20 protein-coding genes are annotated in these 24,577 nt (G+C 50.0%); 9 read left to right on the forward strand and 11 right to left on the reverse strand.

The genetic code is table 11. From position 1 onward, the window contains the following. Positions 1 to 58 precede the first annotated feature (58 nt). From G434_RS10960 to G434_RS10945, 4 genes are read left to right on the forward strand one after another with little or no spacing between them, the layout of a single operon-like run. A complete protein-coding gene (locus G434_RS10960; protein ID WP_001306345.1) occupies positions 59 to 1,417 on the forward strand; it encodes a PTS galactitol transporter subunit IIC in 1,359 nt (452 codons plus the stop codon). Then, positions 1,410 to 2,918: an FGGY-family carbohydrate kinase gene (locus G434_RS10955; protein ID WP_001309819.1), complete on the forward strand. Its 1,509-nt coding sequence runs from the start codon at positions 1,410 to 1,412 to the stop codon at positions 2,916 to 2,918. Before G434_RS10960 ends, G434_RS10955 begins: the two co-directional genes overlap by 8 nt. Beyond that, complete coding sequence (locus G434_RS10950; protein ID WP_000949584.1) at positions 2,908 to 3,177, forward strand: HPr family phosphocarrier protein; 270 nt, start codon at positions 2,908 to 2,910, stop codon at positions 3,175 to 3,177. Before G434_RS10955 ends, G434_RS10950 begins: the two co-directional genes overlap by 11 nt. Positions 3,178 to 3,207: 30 nt before the next feature. Further along, the gene (locus G434_RS10945; RefSeq protein ID WP_001131787.1) at positions 3,208 to 4,059 is read left to right on the forward strand and encodes a class II aldolase; all 852 of its coding nucleotides are present in this window, start codon (positions 3,208 to 3,210) and stop codon (positions 4,057 to 4,059) included. A 90-nt stretch (positions 4,060 to 4,149) separates the two neighbouring features. On the opposite strand, the gene G434_RS10940 is transcribed toward G434_RS10945, so the two are convergent. The 6 genes from G434_RS10940 to G434_RS10920 form a co-directional block, all read right to left on the reverse strand. Then, the gene (locus tag G434_RS10940) at positions 4,150 to 5,274 is read right to left on the reverse strand and encodes an ABC transporter permease (RefSeq protein WP_001309820.1); all 1,125 of its coding nucleotides are present in this window, start codon (positions 5,272 to 5,274) and stop codon (positions 4,150 to 4,152) included. After that, complete coding sequence (gene rbbA, locus G434_RS10935; RefSeq protein WP_000149141.1) at positions 5,274 to 8,009, reverse strand: ribosome-associated ATPase/putative transporter RbbA; 2,736 nt, start codon at positions 8,007 to 8,009, stop codon at positions 5,274 to 5,276. Before rbbA ends, G434_RS10940 begins: the two co-directional genes overlap by 1 nt. Then, entirely contained in the window at positions 8,006 to 9,073 is a 1,068-nt protein-coding gene (locus G434_RS10930; RefSeq protein WP_000361480.1) for an HlyD family secretion protein, read from the reverse strand. Before G434_RS10930 ends, rbbA begins: the two co-directional genes overlap by 4 nt. Positions 9,074 to 9,135: 62 nt before the next feature. Next, entirely contained in the window at positions 9,136 to 9,249 is a 114-nt protein-coding gene (yhiY, locus tag G434_RS30495; RefSeq protein WP_001315057.1) for a protein YhiY, read from the reverse strand. A gap of 189 nt (positions 9,250 to 9,438) precedes the next feature. Next, entirely contained in the window at positions 9,439 to 11,061 is a 1,623-nt protein-coding gene (locus tag G434_RS10925; protein WP_001322916.1) for a DUF4049 domain-containing protein, read from the reverse strand. Between the two features lie 261 nt (positions 11,062 to 11,322). After that, the gene (locus G434_RS10920; protein ID WP_000862327.1) at positions 11,323 to 12,912 is read right to left on the reverse strand and encodes a DUF4049 domain-containing protein; all 1,590 of its coding nucleotides are present in this window, start codon (positions 12,910 to 12,912) and stop codon (positions 11,323 to 11,325) included. Between the two features lie 382 nt (positions 12,913 to 13,294). Between G434_RS10920 and G434_RS10915 the strand changes: the two genes are divergently transcribed. Next, positions 13,295 to 14,347: a DUF2776 domain-containing protein gene (locus G434_RS10915; RefSeq protein ID WP_001028899.1), complete on the forward strand. Its 1,053-nt coding sequence runs from the start codon at positions 13,295 to 13,297 to the stop codon at positions 14,345 to 14,347. 314 nt (positions 14,348 to 14,661) lie between these two features. On the opposite strand, the gene G434_RS10910 is transcribed toward G434_RS10915, so the two are convergent. Continuing rightward, positions 14,662 to 15,864 carry a BaiN/RdsA family NAD(P)/FAD-dependent oxidoreductase gene (locus G434_RS10910; protein WP_000439188.1) on the reverse strand — a complete coding sequence of 401 codons (1,203 nt, stop codon included), beginning with the start codon at positions 15,862 to 15,864 and terminating at the stop codon, positions 14,662 to 14,664. Positions 15,865 to 16,095: 231 nt separating this feature from the next. Between G434_RS10910 and pitA the strand changes: the two genes are divergently transcribed. Further along, positions 16,096 to 17,595 carry an inorganic phosphate transporter PitA gene (gene pitA / locus G434_RS10905; protein WP_000902780.1) on the forward strand — a complete coding sequence of 500 codons (1,500 nt, stop codon included), beginning with the start codon at positions 16,096 to 16,098 and terminating at the stop codon, positions 17,593 to 17,595. A gap of 70 nt (positions 17,596 to 17,665) precedes the next feature. Here pitA and uspB read toward each other — a convergent pair whose 3' ends face one another. Further along, complete coding sequence (gene uspB / locus G434_RS10900; protein WP_000626187.1) at positions 17,666 to 18,001, reverse strand: universal stress protein UspB; 336 nt, start codon at positions 17,999 to 18,001, stop codon at positions 17,666 to 17,668. Positions 18,002 to 18,391: 390 nt separating this feature from the next. Between uspB and uspA the strand changes: the two genes are divergently transcribed. Next, positions 18,392 to 18,826, forward strand: coding sequence for a universal stress protein UspA (uspA, locus tag G434_RS10895; RefSeq protein WP_000323571.1), 435 nt, complete (start codon positions 18,392 to 18,394; stop codon positions 18,824 to 18,826). Positions 18,827 to 18,922: 96 nt separating this feature from the next. On the opposite strand, the gene G434_RS30500 is transcribed toward uspA, so the two are convergent. Then, entirely contained in the window at positions 18,923 to 18,976 is a 54-nt protein-coding gene (locus G434_RS30500) for a protein YriB (protein ID WP_211180512.1), read from the reverse strand. Positions 18,977 to 19,141: 165 nt separating this feature from the next. Between G434_RS30500 and dtpB the strand changes: the two genes are divergently transcribed. Continuing rightward, positions 19,142 to 20,611, forward strand: coding sequence for a dipeptide/tripeptide permease DtpB (gene dtpB, locus G434_RS10890; protein ID WP_001098629.1), 1,470 nt, complete (start codon positions 19,142 to 19,144; stop codon positions 20,609 to 20,611). A gap of 48 nt (positions 20,612 to 20,659) precedes the next feature. Here the strand turns inward: dtpB and rsmJ are convergent, their stop codons facing one another. Both rsmJ and prlC read right to left on the reverse strand, forming a co-directional pair. Next, a complete protein-coding gene (gene rsmJ, locus G434_RS10885; RefSeq protein ID WP_000686620.1) occupies positions 20,660 to 21,412 on the reverse strand; it encodes a 16S rRNA (guanine(1516)-N(2))-methyltransferase RsmJ in 753 nt (250 codons plus the stop codon). 7 nt (positions 21,413 to 21,419) lie between these two features. Next, complete coding sequence (gene prlC, locus G434_RS10880) at positions 21,420 to 23,462, reverse strand: oligopeptidase A (protein WP_001309824.1); 2,043 nt, start codon at positions 23,460 to 23,462, stop codon at positions 21,420 to 21,422. 202 nt (positions 23,463 to 23,664) lie between these two features. On the opposite strand from prlC, the gene rlmJ reads away from it, so the two are divergent. Further along, entirely contained in the window at positions 23,665 to 24,507 is an 843-nt protein-coding gene (gene rlmJ / locus G434_RS10875; RefSeq protein WP_000954225.1) for a 23S rRNA (adenine(2030)-N(6))-methyltransferase, read from the forward strand. The last annotated feature ends 70 nt before the right edge of the window (positions 24,508 to 24,577 follow it).

The following is a 24,577-nucleotide window of genomic DNA, read 5'->3' on the forward strand; positions in this document are numbered from 1 at the left end:
AACCCACTCCATCAGGCGCTAACGCGAGGTGCGCTCTCGCCTGAAAAAGAGGTTTATTATGAACGATATCGCGCATACCCTCTATAATATTGTGCAATATATATTGGGATTTGGTCCCACGGTAATGTTGCCGTTGGTGTTATTTATTCTTGCTCTCTTTTTTAAAGTAAAACCCGCTAAAGCCTTACGTTCGTCATTAACGGTCGGCATTGGTTTTGTCGGTATTTATGCCATTTTCGATATTCTTACCAGCAATGTCGGGCCAGCGGCCCAGGCGATGGTTGAACGCACCGGAATTAATTTACCGGTGGTGGATTTAGGCTGGCCGCCGCTTTCCGCTATTACATGGGGTTCGCCAATTGCCCCGTTTGTTATTCCCCTGACTATTCTGATTAACGTGGCGATGCTGGCGTTAAATAAAACCCGCACCGTTGACGTAGATATGTGGAACTACTGGCATTTTGCCCTTGCCGGTACGCTGGTTTATTACAGCACCGGCAGCCTGTTCTTTGGTTTGCTGGCAGCGGCGATTGCTGCGGTGGTAGTACTTAAACTCGCCGACTGGTCTGCGCCACTGGTACAAAAATACTTTGGCCTGGAAGGGATCTCTTTGCCGACGCTCTCTTCGGTGGTGTTCTTTCCGGTCGGTCTGTTGGTCGACAAAATCATCGACCATATCCCCGGCCTCAATCGTATTCATATCGATCCGGAAACCGTACAGAAAAAGTTTGGCATATTCGGCGAACCGATGATGGTTGGTACTATTCTGGGCATTCTGCTCGGCGTAATTGCCGGATACGATTTCAAAAAAGTCTTGCTGCTTGGCATCAGCATTGGCGGTGTGATGTTCATCCTGCCACGCATGGTTCGCATTCTGATGGAAGGTTTATTACCGCTGTCTGAAGCCATTAAAAAGTATCTCAATGCCAAATACCCTGACCGTGACGATCTCTATATCGGCCTGGATATCGCCGTTGCCGTAGGTAACCCAGCGATTATCTCCACCGCCCTGCTGCTGACGCCAATCTCGGTCTTTATCGCGTTTGTCCTTCCGGGTAATGAAGTCCTGCCGCTTGGCGACCTTGCCAACCTGGCGGTAATGGCGTCGATGATTGCTTTAGCCAGCCGTGGCAACATTTTCCGCACCGTTCTGGCGGCGATTCCGGTGATTATTGCCGATCTGTGGATTGCGACTAAAATCGCGCCGTTTATTACCGGAATGGCGAAAGACGTTAATTTCAAATTTGCCGAAGGCTCCAGCGGCCAGGTCTCCAGTTTCCTTGATGGCGGTAACCCGTTCCGCTTCTGGCTGCTGGAAATCTTCAACGGCAATCTCATCGCCATTGGTCTGGTGCCGGTTATCGCCCTGGTACTGTATGGTATTTTCCGAATGACGCGGAGCACGGTTTATGCCTGATAACAGCGCAGCTATCGTTATCGATATTGGCACCACCAATTGCAAAGTCACCTGCTTTTCCTGCCTGGACGCAACGACGTTGGGCGCGCATAAATTCGTGACGGCAAAACAGATCTCCCCACAGGGCAATGTCGATTTCGATATCGACGCCCTCTGGCAGGAGGTCCGCCAGGCGATAGCGCAACTGAACGCCGCTTCGCCGCTGCCAGTCAGGCGGATAAGCATTGCCAGTTTTGGCGAGTCAGGCGTGTTCCTTGACGAGCATGGCGAGATCCTGACGCCAATGCTGGCATGGTATGACCGTCGCGGTGAAGAGTATCTGGCTACACTTAGCGAGGCAGACAGTGCGGCACTTTATGACATTTGCGGGTTACCGCTGCACAGCAATTACTCTGCCTTCAAAATGCGTTGGTTGCTGGAACATTACCCACTGCGTAATCGCCGCGGCCTGCGTTGGCTACATGCGCCGGAAGTACTGCTCTGGCGGCTGACCGGCGAACAGCGCACGGATATCACCTTAGCCAGCCGCACGCTGTGTCTTGACGTGCGCAAAGGCGAATGGTCAGCGAAAGCGGCGGCGTTGTTACACGTTCCCTGTTCAGCATTTGCGCCATTGGTGCAGCCAGGCGAACACGCCGGATGGGTCAGCGAGTCGCTCTGCAAAACGGTTGGGTTCTCGCAACCGGTCAGCGTGACGCTGGCCGGACATGACCATATGGTGGGTGCGCGAGCGTTGCAGATGATGCCGGGCGATATCCTTAACTCGACGGGGACCACAGAAGGCATTCTGCAACTGGATACACAACCGACGCTGGATGAACAGGCCAAACGTGACAAGCTGGCAAACGGCTGTTATTCGCTTGCAAACCAGTTCACCCTGTTTGCGTCGCTGCCCGTGGGCGGTTTCGCTCTGGAGTGGCTGCGTAACACGTTCCGGCTAACCGATGAGGAGATCGCCGCATCACTTACTCGCGGACATGCGGATTACCTGGCGGGGAACTGGTCGCTCGATGACATTCCCCTCTTTATTCCACATCTTCGCGGTTCGGGTTCGCCCTATAAAAATCGCCATACTCGTGGATTATTTTATGGGCTTGGCGATACGTTAAATATCGACATGTTAATTGCCAGCGTCTCACTGGGATTAACCATGGAATTTGCCAACTGCTTCGCCTGTTTTAATGTGCCTGGCACCAGCGCGTTAAAAGTGATAGGTCCGGCAACCCAAAATCCCCTTTGGCTGCAATTAAAAGCGGATATTTTACAGCGTCCGGTTGAAGCAATTGCATTTAACGAGGCGGTTTCTGTCGGAGCATTATTAACTGCCGCACCGGATATTCCACCGCCGCAAGTTACCATAGCCCAACGTTTGTTACCGAATCGGGCGAGATACCATCAATTACAGCGTTATCAGCACAAATGGAAAAGCTGGTATCAGTTGAAATTACAGCAAGAAGGCGTGATGCCATTACACCATCGGGAGGAGCACTATGTTGAGTAAAACCGTGGAGGTCAGAAACAGTACTGGCCTGCATGCACGTCCGGCGGCGTGTCTGGTGAAAGCCGCCAAAAAGTTTAGCTGTAAAGTGACGCTGCATTATGAGGGTAATGATATTAATGCCACCAGCATGATGAATATTATGCGCGCCGGAATAAAAGGCGGCAAAACGGTGGAAATACGCTGCGAAGGCGATGATGAAAATGAGGCAATACAAACTCTCACCACCTTATTTCGTGACCGCTTCGGTGAAGCTGAATAATTAACTGATATTAAAAGATGAGGTTTTCAAATGCCATTAGTTAATGGACGGATACTGCTCGACCGCATTCAGGAAAAACGGGTATTAGCGGGCGCGTTTAATACCACCAATCTGGAGACGACAATTTCAATTTTAAACGCTATTGAGCGTTCGGGATTGCCTAACTTCATTCAGATTGCGCCCACCAATGCACAACTCTCGGGATACGATTACATTTATGAAATCGTGAAACGTCACGCCGATAAAATGGATGTTCCGGTCAGTCTTCATCTGGATCACGGGAAAACTCAGGAGGATGTTAAACAGGCGGTGCGCGCGGGCTTTACCTCGGTCATGATTGACGGTGCCGCATTCTCTTTTGAAGAGAATATCGCTTTCACCCAGGAAGCTGTCGATTTCTGTAAATCCTATGGCGTACCGGTTGAAGCGGAGCTGGGGGCGATTCTCGGCAAAGAAGATGATCACGTCAGCGAAGCCGATTGCAAAACGGAACCGGAAAAGGTGAAGACCTTTGTCGAGCGCACCGGTTGCGACATGCTGGCAGTTTCTATTGGCAACGTACATGGTCTGGACGATATACCGCGGATCGATATCCCCCTGCTGAAGCGCATTGCCGAAGTCTGCCCGGTGCCGCTGGTTATTCACGGCGGCTCCGGTATCGCCCCGGAGATATTGCGCAGCTTTGTTAATTATCGCGTCGCTAAAGTAAATATCGCCAGCGATCTGCGCAAAGCGTTTATCACCGCCGTCGGCAAAGCGTATGTGAATAATCACAACGAGGCGAATCTGGCACGAGTGATGGCATCAGCAAAAAACGCCGTCGAGGAAGATGTGTATAGCAAAATCCTGATGATGAATGAGGGGCATCGGTTGGTTAAGTAAATCCTCGCCGGATGCGGCGTAAAACAACTACAATTCAATAAATTGTACCGATGCGTAGACCCTATAAGCTTACGCATCGGGCAACTGTATTTACGCCATTGTCCCAATCGTCTTCCTGAATCGCAGCAGCGCGATAGTGAAAAATGCGCCGCCAATTGCCATCAGCGTCAGGAACTGCGGCCAGACGATTTCGAATCCGGCACCACGGTAGAGAATGGCCTGCGCGAGGCTGACAAAGTGTGTCGTCGGCATGGTCAGCATAATGTCCTGCACCGTCTGCGGCATACTTTCGCGCGGCGTGGATCCACCGGAAAGCATTTGCAGCGGTAGCAGCACCAGAATCACCAGCAGCCCCAGTTGCGGCATTGAACGCGCTATCGTCCCCATAAAAATGCCGATCGACGTAGTGGCAAACAGACTGAGCGCCACGCCCAGCATAAACAGCGGGATCGAGCCTTCAATCGGTACGCCCAGCACGCCTTTCACCATCAGTACCAGCGATAATCCCGACACCACCAGCACCACCAACCCCATCGACCAGACCTTCGCCATCATGATCTCAAACGGCGTTATCGGCATCACCAGTAAGTGTTCCACCGTGCCGTGTTCGCGCTCGCGGATCAGCGCCGATCCGGTCAGCACAATCGCCAGCATGGTAATGTTGTTGATGATCGCCATCACCCCGCCAAACCACGCGGGATCGAGGTTCGGGTTAAAGCGCATCCGGGTTTCCAGCGATACCAACGGTTCGCTATTATCACGGTAGCGCGCGACAAAGCTGTTCACTTCACCGTTGATAATATTCTGGATATAACCGTTGCCAGTGAATGCCTGGCTCATGCGCGTGGCATCGACGTTCACCTGAATATCTGGCTGGCGTCCGGCGAGGACATCACGCTGAAAATTAGGCGGAATATTTATCGCAAAGGTATAACGCCCGGCGTCCAGTCCGGCATCCATCTCATCGGCGGTGATCATCTCCGGTGGCAAAAACCACGGGCGATAGAAGCTGTTAACGATCCGGTTCGACAGCTGCGATTGATCCATATCGGCAATAGAGATCGGCGCGAGGTTCAACGATCCTGGCGTAACGGTCGCTGACGAATACACCGATACCGTAAACGAGAAGACAATCAGCGTCAGCATCGCTTTATCACCGAGCAGACTGCGCAACTCTTTGATACCCAGATTAAAAATATTACGTAAATGGCGCATCATCCCTCCTGTTTTTTCAGCAGCAGGATGCTTAAGCCCATCACCAGCGGTATGGCTATCAGCAGCGGGATAAAAAGTTGCCACAAATCAGTCAGATCCAGCGCTTTCGAGAACGTCCCGCGGGCGATAGTCAGAAAATGACTGGTCGGGTAAACCTCGCCGATCCAACGTCCTGGACCTTCCAGCGAAGCTACCGGATCGATCATCCCGGAAAACTGTGTCGCCGGGATCAACGTGATAATCGCCGTACCGAAAATGGCGGCAATCTGGCTTTTCATAAAGGTGGAGATCAGCAGCCCCATTCCGGTGGCAATGATGATATACAGCAGCGCCGCCAGGGTGAGCGTCAGGAAACTGCCTTTATGCGGTACGCCAAACACAAACACCGACAGGCCGCAGAGCAGGAAAAAGTTCAGCATCCCCAGCGCAATGTACGGCAGCTGTTTGCCAAGCAAAAATTCGCTACGGGTGGTGGGAGTCACGTAAAGGTTGATAATCGACCCCAACTCTTTTTCCCGCACCACGCTAAGGGCGCTTAGCATTGACGGAATCATCATCAGCAGAAGCGGGATCACCGCCGGAACAATCGCTGGCAGGCTTTTTACGTCCGGGTTATAGCGATAGCGCGTCTCAATGTTCATCAGCCCGCTTTGGCTGGAGGGTGTGGATTGTCGGCTCGCCACATCCTGTAGCCAGCTCTGGTGCATGGCCTGCACGTAACCTTTTACCGTTTCGGCACGGCTCGGCATCGCACCGTCAATCCAGACACCGAGTTCCACAGGCGTACCACGCGCGATATCGCGCCCGAAATTGGGAGGGATCTCAATCGCCACCGTGATATCGCCCGCACGCATCCGACGATCAAGCTCGTCATAACTGGTGAGCGGCGGCTGTTCGATAAAGTAACGGGAACCGGAGAGATTGAGCGTCCACGCCTGGCTACTGACGGTCTGGTCGCGGTCGAGCACCGCAAAGCGCAGGTTTTCCACATCCATACTGATGCCGTAACCCATTATCAGCATCAGGATCACCGTTCCCATCAGCGCCAGCGTCGAACGTACCGGATCGCGCCGCAGTTCCAGCGCTTCGCGGCGGCTGTAGCTAAACAGACGGCGCAGGCTAAATCCCTGACGCGGCGCGTGGGTGGCGTCGTGTACCACGGGCGGCGCTTCGGCTTCGCTGCTCTGCCCTGCCGCTTCCTGCAAATAGGCGATAAATGCCTCTTCCAGACTGGCGGCTCCGCGTTTCTCAACCAGTTCCTGCGGTGTACCGCTGGCGAGCACTTTTCCGGCGTGCATCAGTGAGATACGGTCGCAACGTTCCGCTTCGTTCATAAAGTGGGTGGAGATGAAGATAGTCACTTTGTCCTGGCGCGAGAGATCGACCATCAACTGCCAGAACATATCCCTCGCCACCGGATCGACACCAGAAGTAGGCTCATCGAGGATTAACATCTCCGGGCGATGAATCACCGCCACCGCCAGCGAAAGCCGCTGGCGAATGCCGAGCGGTAATGACTCCGGCAGAACATCTTCAACGTCGTTGAGCTTAAACCGCTCGCTCATTTCAGCCACTCGCGCGGGAATTTCCGCTTCCGGGATGTGAAACAAACGGGCATGTAACTCCAGGTTTTGCCGCACGGTGAGTTCGTTATAGAGCGAAAACGCCTGCGACATATAGCCCACCCGACGGCGAGTATCGATATCTTTTGGATCAACCGGTTGCCCGAACAGCCACGCCTCACCTTCGCTGGCGGGCAGCAATCCGGTAAGCATTTTCATGGTGGTGGATTTACCGCAGCCGTTCGAACCAAGAAAACCAAAAATCTCCCCGCGTGGAATGCGGAAATTGACGTGATCAACGGCAACGAAGGAACCAAAACGCATGGTCAGATCGCGCGCTTCGATGGCAATCTCTGCGTTTTCAGGTTGATATGGTGGGATCACTACCGCCTGATGCGCCTGGCGTTGCGCTTGCGGTAACAGATTTATAAATGCTTCTTCCAGCGTGGCGCTTTGCGTTTGCTGCCGCAGCTCTTCGGCGCTGCCGGTTGCCAGCACTTCTCCGGCATTCATCGCTACCAGCCAGTCGAAGCGTTCGGCCTCTTCCATGTAGGCGGTGGCGACCAGCACGCTCATATTGCTCTGCCGCTGGCGAATACTGTCGATCAGATCCCAGAACTGGGCGCGGGAGAGCGGGTCAACCCCCGTTGTTGGCTCATCAAGAATCAACAATTCCGGGTCGTGGATTAACGCACAGCACAGCCCCAGTTTTTGCTTCATCCCGCCGGAGAGTTTACCTGCAGGACGATCGCGAAACGGTGCTAACCCGGTGCTGGTCAGCAGCTCATTAATTCGCACTTCCCGCTCCGCTTTGTCGTGACCGAACAGGCGGGCGAAAAAATCGACGTTTTCATACACCGACAAGGTGTGGTAGAGGTTTTTGCCCAGCCCCTGCGGCATCCAGGCGATGCGCGGGCAAACGTCGCGTCGATGCTTCGGGTCGCGCATATCGCCGCCCAGCACCATCACATTGCCCTGCTCAATGACGCGGGCACCGGAAATCAACGACAACAAGCTCGACTTCCCGACGCCGTCCGGGCCAATCAGCCCGACCATGCAGCGGGCCGGAATATCGAGAGTGATATTGTTCAGCGCAACGGTTTTTCCATAATGCTGGCTCACGCCTGCCAGTTGCGCGACAGGCGGGACGGGAACCAGTTCCAGATGCGTCATTGCGGCAACCTCACCACCAGGTCGTCAGGCCACGGAAGTTCTTCATTCACCCGCACCCACGCTATGCCCGGCAAACCGGTTTTGACATATTCCAGATGCTGCTGGAGTAATTCCGGTGGGATACGCGCTTTGACGCGGAACATTAGTTTCAGCCGTTCATCGCTGGTTTCGACAGTTTTTGGCGTGAACTGGGCGACGCTGGCGACAAAACTGATGGTCGCCGGAATACGCAGATCTGGCGCGGCATCGAGGATCAGCCGGGCTTCACCGCCCAGTTTCAGCGTGCCCGCCTGTTCGGTTGGCAGGAAGAAGGTCATATAGACGTCGCTGAGATCGACCATATTCAGCACCCGACCGCCTGCCGCCAGCACTTCGCCTGGCTCGGCAACCCGATACTGCACGCGTCCGTCACGCGGGGCTTTCAGTTCGCTGTCATCGATATCTGCGGCAATACGCCGTTCAGTGGCTTGCGCGGCTTCGACGCGAGTTTGCGCCTGAATGATATTGGTGCGTGCCGCTTCTATAGCGGCTTTAGAAGCCGAAACCTGGGCTTTTGCTGATTCCAGCGCAGCTCGGGCGCTCTCAGCGGCGGCGCGGTCGTCATCCAGCTGTTGCGCAGAAATAGCCCCTCGTTGGGCGAGCGAGCGGGAACGCGTATGACGTTTGGCAACGGAGTCCAGTTCGGCCTGGCGTTGATTGACCAGCGACTGTGCGGCACGAGTTTCGCTTTGCCGTTGCTCCAGCAAAGCCTGCGCGGCGGCAATGGCGCTTTGTGCCTCTTTGATTTGCGCGATGGCTTCCAGTCGCTGTTCCTGCAACACGCGAGTATCCATCTTCGCCAGCACTTCGCCTTCGCGAACAAACTGGCCTTCTTTCACCAGAATGGTGTCGATACGCCCGGCAATTTTACTGGCGATATCCACTTCCGTCGCTTCAATGCGCCCATTACTGACGGCAAAACCTTCCGGCACACCTGCCGGGCGCAACAGCCACCACGCCACGATAGCGGCCACCGCCAGTAACCCGACAACCCACCACGCCAGATGGCGCTTACTCTTATCCATAATCGACCCGCCATAATCCCTGTAATCAAACGACGCGTGTTACAACTGCCGCCGAACGACGTTCAGCGGATTCTTCCATCCGGGATAAGAAGGAAACGGCAAATACGACCAGCGCGCAGAGCATTGAGCGCCAACGTGGAAGGCTTAGTGAAAACGGGTAGTAATGTTGTCATCATCAGCATTCCTGGCCGTAAATGAAACACGCATACTCATAAGTGTGATCTATAAAACTGGCTGACAAAACGGTATCCATCCTGTTGGATAGCGTTTCACGCCTGTTCAGTTGCAGGAACAGAGCATTCCTTATTACGTTTTATCAACAGTCTCAACCAGATAGTAACATTAATATTCATGTTGTCTATGGTTCAGAGCTGTAACATTGTGCGCCTTCTAATCAAAGGCATAAGTCCATTTTTGTTTTTTTCATGCTGGTAAGACTTCCAGGGAGTGGTTATCTCAGGCCCTGCACCAGGGTTAATTTGGCAATTATGCATGCTGAACATTCTTCCAGCATGTTTACTGTCACGGGCGTTAAGACCTAAAACTGTCCCCGTTTCACCTATGCGTTCTCTCCCACCATTTCCGTTATGTGCAACAACTTGATTTATACCTAACATTTGTGAGCATGCTAATAGTGCTTCAAGTTTAGGCCTGTAATCTGTCGAAACAGAAAAATAACGATTAAAGGATCGACAAGAGATAGCCCGGCTAGTTTTAAACTTTTTACCATTAATGATGGCATGATGCTTCTTATTAATAATTGCCGCTAATTCGACCGGATCGAGAGCATTGGTCATTTCATCAATAGAGACTGTTATCGGTCCTATAATGTAACGTTTTCGCTGATCATCAAAAGTTATCCCATGATGATTTGCCATTATTTTGTATTTGGGGTCATAGAAACATACAGGATAATCTTTTATCCCAGCGTAGGTATCCTCATCAAGTGGTTTCATACGCGTGAAGTTCTGCATATAGTTACCATTGCAATTCGTTTCATGATTACCAGCTAATACATGAACATTTTTATTAATACTCATTATGCGTTTTAACAAATCGATGATAAATTGATCGCCACAGATATTACTAAATCGATCGCCGGTTTGGTCACCCAGAAACGTACATGGCGTCACTGCGCCCTGATTAATAACTAAATATGGCTGAAAACTTTCTAAAACCACATCTCTTCTGTTCAGAATACTGATTATTGTATTAACATTAATGTCTAGTTCCTCATTAATTTTTTCCCTTAATAAAACGTTGAGAACTTCATCTTCTATATTAAGCAACTGGCTAAGAAAATTTACTCCTTCAGCCATAATTCCCAAATGTCCCGTTGCGAAAAGCGCGTACAAAACTGCACCGACTGAGCCATCGGTATCACCAAAATAGGTTGGTCTGGTACTTGTGGGATCAACGGGTGAACAATTGGAGAAATAGATTCTGTCAGCGAACTGGGGTTTTATAATTGTTTCGAATTTAATATCAGATACATTATATTGCGATATTTTCCAGTTCCAGATGGGTTTGTACGACTCAGTAACTGCAACATCATTAGCATTATCATTTACTGTCATATTATTAAGTAAATAAACAATGCTGTACCAATTAATATCGGTATCATCAAGAGGGCAACCGTAATTTTTACTATTAATTGTCACAATAAACTGATAACTATTATTCCTACGTAGAATATGGGCACGCATGCCCGATAGCATACTATATTTTTCTGAATGATTCGTTTCTATGGTAAATGAAATTTTGTCATCTTGAAAAGATTGTTGGAAACGTTCTATTTGCCAATCATCAATTTTTTCCACAACTTCACCGAGCATTGTCCTGGCAATACTTGATATATCATCACCTATACCATTTGCAATATACCCAAACAGTTCTTTAGTGAAGTTAGTAACATGCTCTTGCACCATATCATTTGTTGCGATAGTCGTTATACTGTCGTTAGTACCTGCCACAGTTCTAAGTTTCATCTTTTACCTCATATAATTCACCGCAAGGAATACATAGTTATCATTTAATCTTATGACATACACCTCATGTTCGACGGGAAAATAATTATATTTTGCACAAATCATTCAGCCTTAAAGCATAATATGAAATTTCTTATCTCATAGTAGAGAAAGTCCCTAAAGATTGTAGAGGCGTCATCAGTATATGCCTCTACAATCGATTAAGAAAAACTATGAAATACTGGCAGGATTAAAAAGATATACCACCGTATTCATAGAGTTTTAATGAGATTGAAAACAACTAAGCCCTGGGACACCTTTTTTATCACCACGTTCGTTAGGTGCTATCTTCCAGGAATTTAGCCCCATGGTATAATTATCAATTTTTTGATGCTGATCTACCCCTAATCCATAATGGCCATATTTCTGTTTACTTTTTTTGAGCGTCTGTCCACATTTGAAGATATCTTCAGGTTTTGGTCTGAAAGCAGTAGTGTTATTAAAATAATTGTCATATACAGGTGTGGATGCTATAGCATTGCTTCTAATTAGATGGATAAGACGATCATCCATGTGTTGTTTATGTTTTTTATTAAATATATTTGCTAATTCCTCAGGATCAATTGGGTCTTTCATCTGATTAAATGGAACCTGCAAAGCACCTAGACAATAACATTCATTTTCTTCATTTCTTATTATTCCGTGATGACTGGTTAAAACTTTCGTTTCTGAGTCATAATTACAAACATCGAGCGTTTTAATTAAGTCATATGTATCACCGGAAGAGAGTTTATGATTTGCTAGTCGTGCACTATAGTTACCATTAAAATTGATTTCATGATTTCCAGCCAGAACGACAACATTTTTATTTATACGACTATCTTTATTACCCTCCATATTTCGCATAGAATTTAGCAAAGTAAGGATATATTTATCACCAAAAATAGTACTAAATCTATCGCCTGTATGATCCCCAAGGAAGATACAAGGGGTAATCGCATCGCCTTTTAAAAAAACATGTTGATGCAACTCATTCAAGATCATGTCTCTCGTATCTAATAAAGTGAAGAGTTTTTTCAATTTTTTATTTTCATATGCGAATGACGCCATGTCTTCGTGTTTTAATAATTGACATAATAAACTCCACCCCTCTCCCCTGATGCCTATATGCCCTGAAACGAGCAATGCATAAAGTACAGCGCCCACTCTTCCATCTGTATCGCCAAAATAAGCCGTGTTGGGATTTTTTGGGTTAATCACACCACACTGTTTATAAAAGTCTATTTTTGAAAAAACAGATTCAACATAGCTATCAAACTTTTCCTTAGTAAACGTCTCTTTAGAGACAGCCCAACGCCAGTCAGCTTTAAAATTACCGCTAAGAAGAGTAAAAAAATTTTCAGGTATGATAGAAAACCCATCAACTTTATAAATTATGTCTGATTTATCCCCGGAGAAATTAATAAAATAATAACCGTCCTTACGCTCAATCGTAACGGTAATGGGAGACGATAATTTTATCACATGGTTATTGTCTGGTATAATTGTAAAGATAAACGTGTCAGTAGTATTATCGGCGAAACTATTATATTCTTTAATATCTATAGATGGCTCACTATTGTAAAACCACAGTTTTTCTATCTGAGGACTATGTTCAGTTACGTTCCAGCAGCCATGTTGCAGGAAATAGATGATATGCAGGCCAAAATCGTTATCTATTTGCGAATGTTTATCCAGCTTATCAATTTCAACTATCTTTGAACGATGTTTTTTATCAACATTGCCATGGTGTTGATGACTGTTAACTTTATCTGAATGCTTATCTTGATGGTTTGAAGAGAAGTGCTTAAATATATTGTGAAATACTTTCATAAATAACCCGTGATATTTTTGACTTGTTAGTAACAAAATAAATGACACATGTCTGAAAGACATTTTTACGATGATACAAAGCAATAATACTTATATGTTCGATGATTTTAAGCACCGATACCATCCGGTCTTTTACCAAATAATGAAAAAGAATCCCTCCCTGGAAGATAATTGTAAAAAACAACAGAATAAGAATTAATCTTAGGATAAATATTTATTTACCATGGCCTTTTGAACGCTGAAAAGTAGCGCTCTGCAAAGTAAATCCCGCTATAGTTATGCTATGCATTTGTCTTTAATGATATCTCGTCATTGTATTAACAGGCTGAAATTATCATTAATGCACATTTCAATATTAGCAGGGATACCTGAGGAGTTTAAAGTGAACATATATATCGGGTGGCTTTTCAAATTAATCCCTTTAATTATGGGCTTAATTTGTATCGCGTTAGGTGGCTTTGTGCTGGAAAGTTCTGGGCAAAGTGAGTATTTCGTCGCGGGTCATGTGCTGATTTCCCTGGCAGCCATATGCCTGGCATTATTCACTACCGCATTTATTATCATTTCGCAGCTCACGCGCGGCGTTAATACGTTTTACAATACATTGTTCCCCATTATTGGCTATGCGGGGTCAATTATCACCATGATATGGGGTTGGGCACTGTTAGCAGGCAATGATGTGATGGCAGACGAGTTTGTTGCCGGCCATGTTATTTTTGGCGTTGGTATGATTGCCGCCTGTGTATCGACAGTGGCAGCGTCATCCGGTCACTTTCTGCTCATTCCCAAAAACGCAGCAGGGAGCAAGAGCGATGGAACACCGGTACAGGCTTATTCTTCATTAATCGGTAATTGCCTCATTGCCGTTCCCGTTTTACTCACCCTGCTCGGTTTCATTTGGTCTATTACGCTGTTACGTAGTGCCGACATAACTCCGCATTATGTCGCCGGTCACGTATTGCTTGGGTTAACCGCAATCTGTGCCTGTCTAATTGGCCTTGTTGCCACAATTGTCCATCAAACACGTAATACGTTCTCATCCAAAGAACACTGGCTGTGGTGTTATTGGGTTATTATTCTCGGCTCAATCACGGTGCTGCAGGGCATATACGTGTTAGTCAGCTCCGATGCAAGCGCCCGACTGGCTCCCGGCATTATCCTCATTTGCCTCGGAATGATCTGTTACAGCATATTCTCAAAAGTCTGGCTACTGGCACTGGTCTGGAGACGTACCTGTTCGTTAGCCAACAGAATACCGATGATTCCCGTCTTCACCTGCCTGTTTTGCCTTTTCCTGGCATCGTTTCTTGCAGAAATGGCGCAGACCGACATAGGGTATTTTATTCCTTCGCGGGTTCTGGTCGGTTTGGGAGCGGTATGCTTTACGTTGTTCTCAATCGTTTCAATATTAGAAGCAGGTTCTGCTAAAAAATAATTGCAACGTACCGGATAAAACCAGCGTTGACCATTTGCGTAACGCTGGTTTTTCTCAGGTATCATGAAATAACGCAGAATTAATGCATAGTGGTTAAGTATAAAAAAACAGCAAAGTTGCTGATTTTTTCAACCTGTTCATATTTTATAAAGATCTGGCCACTGGGGGAGTTTTAATCACCTTTCCTTCCACCTTATATTAAGCATGGAGGGTTTCAGTTCACAGGCTCATTAGAAAATAATCACAAGATAACCACTATCAAAATTAGCTCATTTTTAATGCGACTCTAATAATTTTCATCTTTAGGAAATAGCTCAGGACGACTTCGCTGCAATCAAATCCTGCGCACAAGCCCATGCACTCGACCACGCCCACTGGAAGTTATAGCCCCCCAGCCAGCCGGTGACGTCCATCACTTCGCCGATGAAGTACAGCCCAGGCACTTTGCGCGCTTCCATCGTCCGTGAAGAGAGTTCGTTGGTGTCCACGCCGCCGAGCGTCACTTCGGCAGTGCGATAGCCTTCAGTGCCGTTGGGTTGTACGCGCCAGTCGGTCAATGTGCTAATCAGTGCCTGTTGGTCACGCACGTTGAGCTGTTTTAGCGAAACATCCGGGATTTGCCCGAGTTGTTGTAAACGTTCAACCAACCGCTTCGGTAGATGAACCGCCAGTGTGTTTTTCAGGCTCTGATTCGGATGTGCATTACGCTGTTCATTCAGGAAGGTTTCGAGGTCCACATCCGGTAGCAGATTGATACTGACAAATTCACCCGGTTGCCAGTAGCTGGAAATTTGCAACACCGCCGGTCCAGATAAGCCGCGGTGGGTGAAGAGTAAGTTCTCACGGAAAACGGTGCCGTTTTCAGCGGTAATCACGGAAGGCACCGCCACGCCTGCCAGCACCTGTAACTCTTCGAGCAACGGTTTATGCAGAGTGAATGGCACCAGACCCGCGCGGGTCGGCAGCACGTTGAGGCCAAATTGTTCGGCAATCTTATAACCAAACGGCGACGCGCCCAGCCCCGGCATTGACAGTCCACCGGTCGCGATGACTAGCTTTTCGCAACCGACAGTCATGCCGTTCAGTTCAAGCGTGAAGCCTGTATCATCCTTCTCCACGCTCAGCACTTCGCTACGCAATCTGAAGGTCACATTGCCCTTCTCGCACTCATCCACCAGCATGTCGACAATCTGCTGCGCGGAGTCATCGCAGAAGAGTTGCCCTAACGTTTTCTCGTGCCAGGCGATGCCGTGTTTATTGACCAGATCAATGAAATCCCACTGGGTAAAACGCGCGAGTGCAGACTTACAAAAATGCGGATTCTGGCTCAGATAAGCGCCCGGTTCGACATAAAGATTGGTAAAGTTGCAGCGCCCACCGCCAGACATGAGGATTTTGCGCCCTGGTTTTTTACCATTATCGATCAGCAGAACCCGGCGTCCTGCCTGACCTGCCAGCGCAGAACAGAACATACCCGCCGCACCAGCGCCTATAATAATGGCATCAAACCTTTCCACGTTGCGCTCCTCTAAGAAAAAACGGGCGTGAATTGTAAAGATTCCTCAGTGGTCGCACCAGCATCAATATTACTAAAAGGAAGTATTTACCTGAATTATATAAGATAATTATTTTTTGAGTGAAATCCATACAGGAGGCAAATCAAAAAAAGTCTATATTTCACTTTGCCCGCGCCGCGAAAGTCACTGATAATGCGCCGCGTTCATGTCCTCAAAATGGCGTAACGTCCTATGCTACATTTGTTTGCTGGCCTGGATTTGCATACCGGGCTGTTATTATTGCTTGCACTGGCTTTTGTGCTGTTCTACGAAGCCATCAATGGTTTCCATGACACAGCCAACGCCGTGGCAACCGTTATCTATACCCGCGCGATGCGTTCTCAGCTCGCCGTGGTTATGGCGGCGGTGTTCAACTTCTTGGGTGTTTTGCTGGGTGGTCTGAGTGTTGCCTATGCCATTGTGCATATGCTGCCGACGGATCTGCTGCTTAATATGGGATCGTCTCATGGCCTTGCCATGGTGTTCTCTATGTTGCTGGCGGCGATTATCTGGAACCTGGGTACCTGGTACTTTGGTTTACCTGCATCCAGCTCTCATACGCTGATTGGCGCGATCATCGGGATTGGTTTAACCAATGCGTTGATGACCGGGACGTCAGTGGTGGATGCACTCAATATCCCGAAAGTATTAAGTATTTTCGGTTCTCTGATCGTTTCCCCTATTGTCGGCCTGGTGTTTGCTGGCGGTCTGATTTTCTTGCTGCGTCGCTACTGGAGCGGCACCAAGAAACGCGCCCGTATCCACCTGACCCCAGCGGAGCGTGAAAAGAAAGACGGCAAGAAAAAGCCGCCGTTCTGGACGCGTATAGCGCTGATCCTTTCCGCTATCGGCGTGGCGTTTTCGCACGGCGCGAACGATGGTCAGAAAGGCATTGGTCTGGTTATGTTGGTATTGATTGGCGTCGCACCAGCAGGCTTCGTGGTGAATATGAATGCCACTGGCTACGAAATCACCCGTACCCGTGATGCCATCAACAACGTCGAAGCTTACTTTGAGCAGCATCCTGCGCTGCTGAAACAGGCTACCGGTGCTGATCAGTTAGTACCGGCTCCGGAAGCTGGCGCAACGCAACCTGCGGAGTTCCATTGCCATCCGTCGAATACCATTAACGCGCTCAACCGCCTGAAAGGCATGTTGACTACCGATGTGGAAAGCTACGATAAGCTGTCGCTTGATCAACGTAGCCAGATGCGCCGCATTATGCTGTGCGTTTCTGACACTATCGACAAAGTGGTGAAGATGCCTGGCGTGAGTGCAGACGATCAGCGCCTGTTGAAGAAACTGAAGTCCGACATGCTTAGCACCATCGAGTATGCGCCGGTGTGGATCATCATGGCGGTCGCGCTGGCGTTAGGTATCGGTACGATGATTGGCTGGCGTCGTGTGGCAACGACTATCGGTGAGAAAATCGGTAAGAAAGGCATGACCTACGCTCAGGGGATGTCTGCCCAGATGACGGCGGCAGTGTCCATCGGCCTGGCAAGTTATACCGGGATGCCGGTTTCCACTACTCACGTACTCTCCTCTTCTGTCGCGGGGACGATGGTGGTAGATGGCGGCGGCTTACAGCGTAAAACCGTAACCAGTATTCTGATGGCCTGGGTGTTTACCCTTCCGGCTGCGGTACTGCTTTCCGGCGGGCTGTACTGGCTCTCCTTGCAGTTCCTGTAATCGCACGCACCAAAACGAGCGGGTCAGTTTACTGGCCCGCTTTTTTTATGCGTTATTTTTGCTGAAGTGCTTAATGCCAAATCATCAATGCAATCAGGCTGACCACCACCAGACCACACAATGCGCTGGTCAGAATAAACTGCCGACGCACCCGCTCACAGCGGCGAATAAACTCATCATCGTGATGATCGCGATAACGTTGGGCATAGATATACCAAACGAGACGCACCTGTTTGTTGGGTTGGCCATGTGAGGTAAAAAAGCCCCCTCCATCAACATATTGATAGAGCAATGGATCGCAGTTACGCAGTACCACTAACAACGCGCGTAGTGATGAGAAATAGCGCGCCATGTTAACAATGCAAACGACACATAAAGCCCAAAATAATGCGACGGTGCTTATCATACCTCCTCCCCGGCGACCTGCCCGCGGAGTTCCACCCCGGGGCTACCGCTCCCGATACGCTGCCAATCAGTTAACACCAGGTCCTGGAGAAACCGCTTTTGTGGTGACCAACATCCGAGCGGCTCTATAGATAGTGTAGGAGATCAGGTTGTTTTTTTTCCAGAAGGTTAACCACTATCAATATATTCATGTCGAAAATTTGTTTATCTAACGGGTAAGCAAGGCGGATTGACGGATCATCCGGGTCGCTATAAGGTAAGGATGGTCTTAACACTGAATCTTTACGGCTGGGTTAGCCCCGCGCACGTAGTTCGCAGGACGCGGGTGACGTAACGGCACAAGAAACGCTAGCTGGCCAGTCATCGACAACTTTATGGAAGGAGTAACACTATGGCTTATAAACACATTCTCATCGCGGTCGATCTCTCCCCGGAAAGCAAAGTTCTGGTAGAGAAAGCAGTCTCTATGGCTCGCCCCTACAATGCGAAAGTTTCTCTGATCCACGTAGATGTAAACTACTCTGACCTATACACCGGGCTTATTGATGTGAATCTGGGTGATATGCAGAAACGCATCTCTGAAGAGACACATCATGCGCTGACCGAGCTTTCCACTAATGCAGGCTACCCAATCACTGAAACCCTGAGCGGCAGCGGCGATCTGGGCCAGGTTCTGGTCGATGCAATCAAGAAATACGATATGGATCTGGTGGTTTGTGGTCACCACCAGGACTTCTGGAGCAAACTGATGTCTTCCGCACGTCAGCTGATCAACACCGTTCACGTTGATATGCTGATTGTTCCGCTGCGCGACGAAGAAGAATAATCTTCCCTCTACGACGTGTTCCTGAACGCCCGCATATGCGGGCGTTTTGCTTTTTGGCGCGCCTTGTTACCTTGCAGCGTAAACACCTTATCTGGCCTACGGTCTGCGTACGCAATCAAAATCCCCTGCCAATACAACATTTAACACCATCATATTTTCCATCATTAGTGTGATCAGCTGGTTATTTTCTGTTGTAATAGTGTATTAATCTATTCACCGCATCAATATTAAGAATCTCTGACAGATGTAAACTTTTTCGCGCGTTATCCCTTACGCGTTCATACTTTTCAGGATGGTATTGGAAGGTTAATAAATATGAATACAACAACACCCATGGGGATGCTGCAGCAACCTCGCCCATTTTTCATGATTTTTTTTGTCGAGTTATGGGAGCGATTCGGCTACTACGGCGTGCAGGGCGTACTGGCGGTTTTCTTCGTTAAGCAGCTTGGATTCTCGCAAGAACAGGCTTTTGTCACTTTTGGTGCTTTTGCTGCGCTGGTCTATGGCCTCATTTCCATTGGCGGCTATGTCGGCGACCACCTGCTGGGGACCAAACGCACCATTGTTCTCGGAGCACTTGTGCTGGCGATTGGCTACTTCATGACCGGCCTGTCGCTACTTAAGCCTGACCTGATTTTCATCGCCCTGGGGACTATCGCTGTCGGTAACGGCCTGTTTAAAGCTAACCCAGCCAGCTTGCTTTCGAAGTGCTATCCGCCGAAAGATCCGCGGCTTGATGGCGCATTTACCCTGTTCTATATGTCGATCAACATCGGCTCGTTGATAGCGTTATCGCTGGCCCCTGTGATCGCTGATAGATTCGGCTATTCAGTCACCTACAACCTGTGCGGTGCAGGATTAATTATCGCGCTATTGGTTTACATCGCCTGTCGCGGAATGGTGAAAGACATTGGTTCTGAACCCGACTTCCGGCCGATGAGCTTCAGCAAACTGTTGTACGTGTTACTTGGCAGCGTGGTGATGATCTTCGTCTGTGCATGGCTGATGCACAACGTAGAAGTCGCCAATCTGGTGCTGATTGTTCTCTCCATCGTCGTCACCATCATTTTCTTTCGTCAGGCATTCAAGCTGGATAAAACCGGGCGCAATAAAATGTTTGTCGCCTTTGTCCTGATGCTCGAAGCGGTGGTGTTTTACATTCTCTACGCCCAGATGCCAACGTCGCTGAACTTCTTTGCCATCAACAACGTGCATCATGAAATTCTCGGCTTTTCCATCAACCCGGTCAGCTTCCAGGCGCTTAACCCGTTCTGGGTGGTACTCGCCAGCCCAATACTGGCAGGCATTTACACGCATCTGGGTAACAAAGGCAAAGATCTCTCTATGCCGATGAAATTTACTCTCGGCATGTTTATGTGCTCACTGGGCTTTTTGACGGCTGCAGCTGCGGGAATGTGGTTTGCGGATGCCCAGGGGCTGACATCGCCGTGGTTTATTGTGCTGGTTTACTTATTCCAGAGCCTGGGTGAACTGTTTATTAGCGCCCTGGGTCTGGCGATGATTGCTGCCCTGGTGCCGCAGCATTTGATGGGCTTTATTCTCGGGATGTGGTTCCTGACGCAGGCTGCCGCGTTCTTGCTGGGCGGCTATGTGGCAACATTTACCGCAGTACCAGACAACATTACCGATCCGCTTGAGACGTTGCCCGTCTATACCAACGTGTTTGGTAAGATTGGCCTGGTTACGCTGGGCGTTGCGGTGGTGATGCTGCTGATGGTGCCGTGGCTGAAACGAATGATTGCGACGCCCGAAAGCCATTAATTATTCTTGCAGAAAGCAGGGTAGCGATAACGCTACCCTGCTTTACTTTTACACCGGCGTTCCGGCATAAATATCAAAGCGATGCCCTTTGGTCACTACCGCGTTTGGCGTGGCGACATTCGCCAGCGGCGGCGCGTAGTCCGGGCGCTTTACCACCACGCGTTTGGTCGCCAGCAAGCGTGCAGGCTCCAGCAATCCATCGGCATCAAGATCCGGCCCCACCAGCGACTGAAAGACTCGCATCTCTTTTTTCACCAACGCGCTTTTCTGCTTATGCGGGAACATCGGATCGAGATAGACCACCTGCGGGCGCGGAGTAATATCGGTCAGCGCCGTCAGGCTGGAAGCGTGAATTAACTGCAACCGCTCCTGCAACCAGCCGCCGATTTCCGCATCCGCATAACCACGCGCCAGGCCGTCGTCGAGCAATGCAGCAACCACCGGATTACGCTCCAGCATCCGCACGCGGCAGCCGACTGAAGCCAACACAAAGGCATCGCGCCCAAGTCCTGCAGTGGCATCCACCACATCCGGCAAATAATCGCCTTTAATGCCCACCGCTTTCGCCACTGCCTCCCCACGTCCGCCGCCGAATTTGCGTCGGTGCGCCATCGCTCCGCCAACAAAATCAACAAAGATGCCGCCAAGTTTTGGCTCATCACGCTTGCGCAATTCCAGATGTTCCGGCGTTAACACCAGCGCCATCAGGTTGTCTTCATCGTGCTCCAGCCCCCAGCGGGCCGCCAGAACAGATAAGGCACCGTCTCCGGTGCCTGTTTCATCAATTAAGCAGATTTTCACTGAATGATCAGCCCTTAATGCCGTAATGCTCCAGCATCGCATCCAGCTGCGGTTCACGACCACGGAAGCGTTTGAACAGATCCATCGGCTCTTCTGAACCGCCACGGCTCAGAATGTTGTCGAGGAACGACTGTCCGGTTTCACGGTTGAAAATGCCCTCTTCCTCAAAGCGCGAGAAGGCATCTGCCGCCAGCACGTCGGCCCACAGGTAGCTGTAGTAACCTGCGGCATAACCACCGGCGAAAATATGGCTGAAAGCGTGCGGGAAACGGCCCCAGGATGGAGACGGTACTACGGCAACCAGTTTCTTGATTTCTGCCAGAGTTTCGAGGATTTTCGCTCCCTGATCCGGGCGGAACTCGGCATGGAGGCGGAAATCAAACAGGCCGAACTCCAGCTGGCGCAGAATAAACAGCGCCGCCTGGTAGTTCTTAGCCGCCAGCATTTTATCCAGCAGCTCCTTCGGCAGCGGTTCGCCGGTTTCATAGTGACCGGAGATAAACGCCAGCGCCTCAGGCTCCCAGCACCAGTTTTCCATAAACTGGCTCGGCAGTTCGACCGCATCCCACGGCACCCCGCTGATCCCGGAAACACCAGCGGTTTCAATGCGGGTCAGCATATGGTGCAGACCATGACCGAACTCGTGGAACAGGGTGATCACTTCGTCGTGAGTAAACAGTGCCGGTTTACCATTTACTGGGCGGTTGAAGTTACAGGTCAGATACGCGACCGGTTTTTGCAGCGAACCGTCGGCTTTACGCATCTGGCCTACGCAGTCATCCATCCACGCCCCGCCGCGCTTGTTCTCACGGGCGTACAGGTCGAGATAGAAGCTGCCGCGCAGTTCGTTGTTCTCGTCATACAGTTCGAAGAAACGTACATCCGGATGCCAGACATCAACATCTTTACGCTCTTTAGCGGTGATACCGTAAATACGTTTCACCACTTCAAACAGGCCGTTAACCACTTTGTTTTCAGGGAAGTACGGACGCAGTTGTTCGTCACTGATGCTGTAGAGGTGCTGTTTCTGTTTTTCGCTGTAGTATGCGATATCCCACGGCTGCAACTCATCGACGCCAAATTCCGCTTTGGCGAAGGCACGCAGTTGTGTCAGCTCTTTTTCGCCCTGCGGACGCGCGCGTTTTGCCAGATCGGTTAAGAAATCCAGCACCTGCTGAGGGTTTTCTGCCATTTTAGTGGCAAGGGATTTAAAGGCGTAGTTTTCAAAACCCAGCAGTTGCGCCAGTTCGTGACGCAGCGCGAGGATCTCTTCCATCACCTTGCTGTTGTCCCACTTACCGGCGTTCGGGCCTTGATCGGAAGCGCGGGTGCTGTAAGCACGATACATCTCTTCGCGCAGAGCCTGGTTGTCGCAGTAGGTCATTACCGGCAAGTAGCTTGGGATATCCAGTGTCAGCAAATAACCTTCCAGCTCTTTCGCTTCAGCCTGGGCTTTTGCCGCAGCCAGCGCGCTTTCTGGCATCCCCGCCAGCTCCGCTTCGTCGGTAACGAGTTTGGTCCAGCCCATCGTCGCATCGAGGACGTTGTTGCTGTACTGATTGCCCAGTTCAGAAAGACGGGTAGCAATTTCGCCGTAACGCTGCTGTTTCTCTTTCGGCAGACCGATGCCAGAGAGTTCGAAGTCGCGCAGTGCGTTATCAACCGCTTTTTTCTGAGCCGTGTTCAGCGTGGCGTAATGATCGCCATCGCGCAGGTCGCGATATGCTTTATACAGCCCTTCATGTTGCCCTACCCAGGTGCTGTATTCTGACAGCAGCGGCAGGGTTTGTTCGTACGCTTCACGCAGTTCCGGGCTATTTTTCACCGAGTTCAGATGGCTGACCGGGGAGAAGATACGCCCCAGCACATCGTCCACTTCCGCCAACGGCTGGCAGAGATTTTCCCAGGTGTACGGTGCCCCTTGCGCTACTACGCGCTCCACATTTTCGCGGCAGTCGTTCAGCGCCTTAGTCACGGCTGGAACGACATGTTCCGGGAGAATTTTAGAAAACGGAGGCAATTCAAAGGGAGTCAGTAACGGATTCGTCATTAGCGCAGTCCTGGTTAAAGAGGTTAAGGAAGCGCTCAACAGGCGCTTTACATAATGTGTGTAGCATGGGGTTAAGTGTAGTGAATTTCAATGAGAAACGTTACGCTTTCGCGGCGGCGGCCTCTTTTCGGTATACTGTCCTGATAGGCTTTTGTGCGCCCCGAATACGGGCCGATTTTTACTTACCGGAACACCTTTACCCATGCTCAGTTATCGCCACAGCTTTCACGCTGGCAACCACGCCGACGTCCTTAAACATACCGTTCAGAGCCTGATCATCGAGTCGCTGAAAGAGAAAGATAAACCGTTTCTCTATCTCGATACCCACGCAGGGGCCGGGCGTTATCAGTTAGGCAGCGAACATGCCGAGCGTACCGGCGAATATCTCGAAGGTATCGCCCGTATCTGGCAGCAGGACGATTTGCCTGCAGAGCTGGAGGCGTACATCAATGTGGTAAAACACTTTAACCGTAGCGGTCAGTTGCGTTACTACCCCGGTTCACCGTTGATTGCCCGTCAGTTACTGCGTGAACAGGACAGCCTGCAACTGACCGAACTGCACCCGAGCGATTACCCGTTGCTGCGTTCTGAATTTCAGAAAGACAGCCGTGCGCGCGTCGAAAAAGCCGATGGCTTCCAGCAGCTTAAGGCCAAACTGCCGCCGGTTTCCCGCCGTGGTTTAATCCTTATCGATCCGCCGTATGAAATGAAAACCGACTATCAGGCGGTGGTCAGCGGGATAGCAGAAGGTTACAAACGTTTCGCCACTGGCACTTACGCACTGTGGTATCCGGTGGTGCTGCGCCAGCAAATTAAGCGCATGATCCACGACCTGGAAGCGACCGGCATTCGCAAAATTCTGCAAATTGAACTGGCGGTACTGCCAGACAGCGATCGCCGTGGCATGACCGCTTCCGGCATGATTGTGATTAATCCGCCGTGGAAGCTGGAACAGCAGATGAATAACGTGCTGCCGTGGCTGCACAGCAAACTGGTTCCGGCAGGCACCGGGCACGCCACCGTAAGCTGGATCGTACCGGAGTAATTGCAGCCATTGCTGGCACCTATTACGTCTCGCGCTACAATCGCGGTAATCAACGATAAGGACAATATGT

Origin of the sequence: Escherichia sp. KTE172 (genome assembly GCF_000408845.1) — a bacterium.
Lineage (GTDB): Bacteria > Pseudomonadota > Gammaproteobacteria > Enterobacterales > Enterobacteriaceae > Escherichia > Escherichia coli.

Coding starts and splice junctions, on each gene's coding strand:
- prlC (WP_001309824.1), bottom strand. CDS start 23,462: ATGACGAATCCGTTACTGACTCCCTTTGAATTGCCTCCGTTTTCTAAA.
- rbbA (WP_000149141.1), bottom strand. CDS start 8,009: ATGACGCATCTGGAACTGGTTCCCGTCCCGCCTGTCGCGCAACTGGCA.
- uspA (WP_000323571.1), top strand. CDS start 18,392: ATGGCTTATAAACACATTCTCATCGCGGTCGATCTCTCCCCGGAAAGC.
- G434_RS10950 (WP_000949584.1), top strand. CDS start 2,908: ATGTTGAGTAAAACCGTGGAGGTCAGAAACAGTACTGGCCTGCATGCA.
- G434_RS10945 (WP_001131787.1), top strand. CDS start 3,208: ATGCCATTAGTTAATGGACGGATACTGCTCGACCGCATTCAGGAAAAA.
- G434_RS10955 (WP_001309819.1), top strand. CDS start 1,410: ATGCCTGATAACAGCGCAGCTATCGTTATCGATATTGGCACCACCAAT.
- G434_RS10940 (WP_001309820.1), bottom strand. CDS start 5,274: ATGCGCCATTTACGTAATATTTTTAATCTGGGTATCAAAGAGTTGCGC.
- rlmJ (WP_000954225.1), top strand. CDS start 23,665: ATGCTCAGTTATCGCCACAGCTTTCACGCTGGCAACCACGCCGACGTC.
- G434_RS10960 (WP_001306345.1), top strand. CDS start 59: ATGAACGATATCGCGCATACCCTCTATAATATTGTGCAATATATATTG.
- uspB (WP_000626187.1), bottom strand. CDS start 18,001: ATGATAAGCACCGTCGCATTATTTTGGGCTTTATGTGTCGTTTGCATT.
- yhiY (WP_001315057.1), bottom strand. CDS start 9,249: ATGATGACAACATTACTACCCGTTTTCACTAAGCCTTCCACGTTGGCG.
- G434_RS10930 (WP_000361480.1), bottom strand. CDS start 9,073: ATGGATAAGAGTAAGCGCCATCTGGCGTGGTGGGTTGTCGGGTTACTG.
- G434_RS10920 (WP_000862327.1), bottom strand. CDS start 12,912: ATGAAAGTATTTCACAATATATTTAAGCACTTCTCTTCAAACCATCAA.
- pitA (WP_000902780.1), top strand. CDS start 16,096: ATGCTACATTTGTTTGCTGGCCTGGATTTGCATACCGGGCTGTTATTA.
- dtpB (WP_001098629.1), top strand. CDS start 19,142: ATGAATACAACAACACCCATGGGGATGCTGCAGCAACCTCGCCCATTT.
- G434_RS10925 (WP_001322916.1), bottom strand. CDS start 11,061: ATGAAACTTAGAACTGTGGCAGGTACTAACGACAGTATAACGACTATC.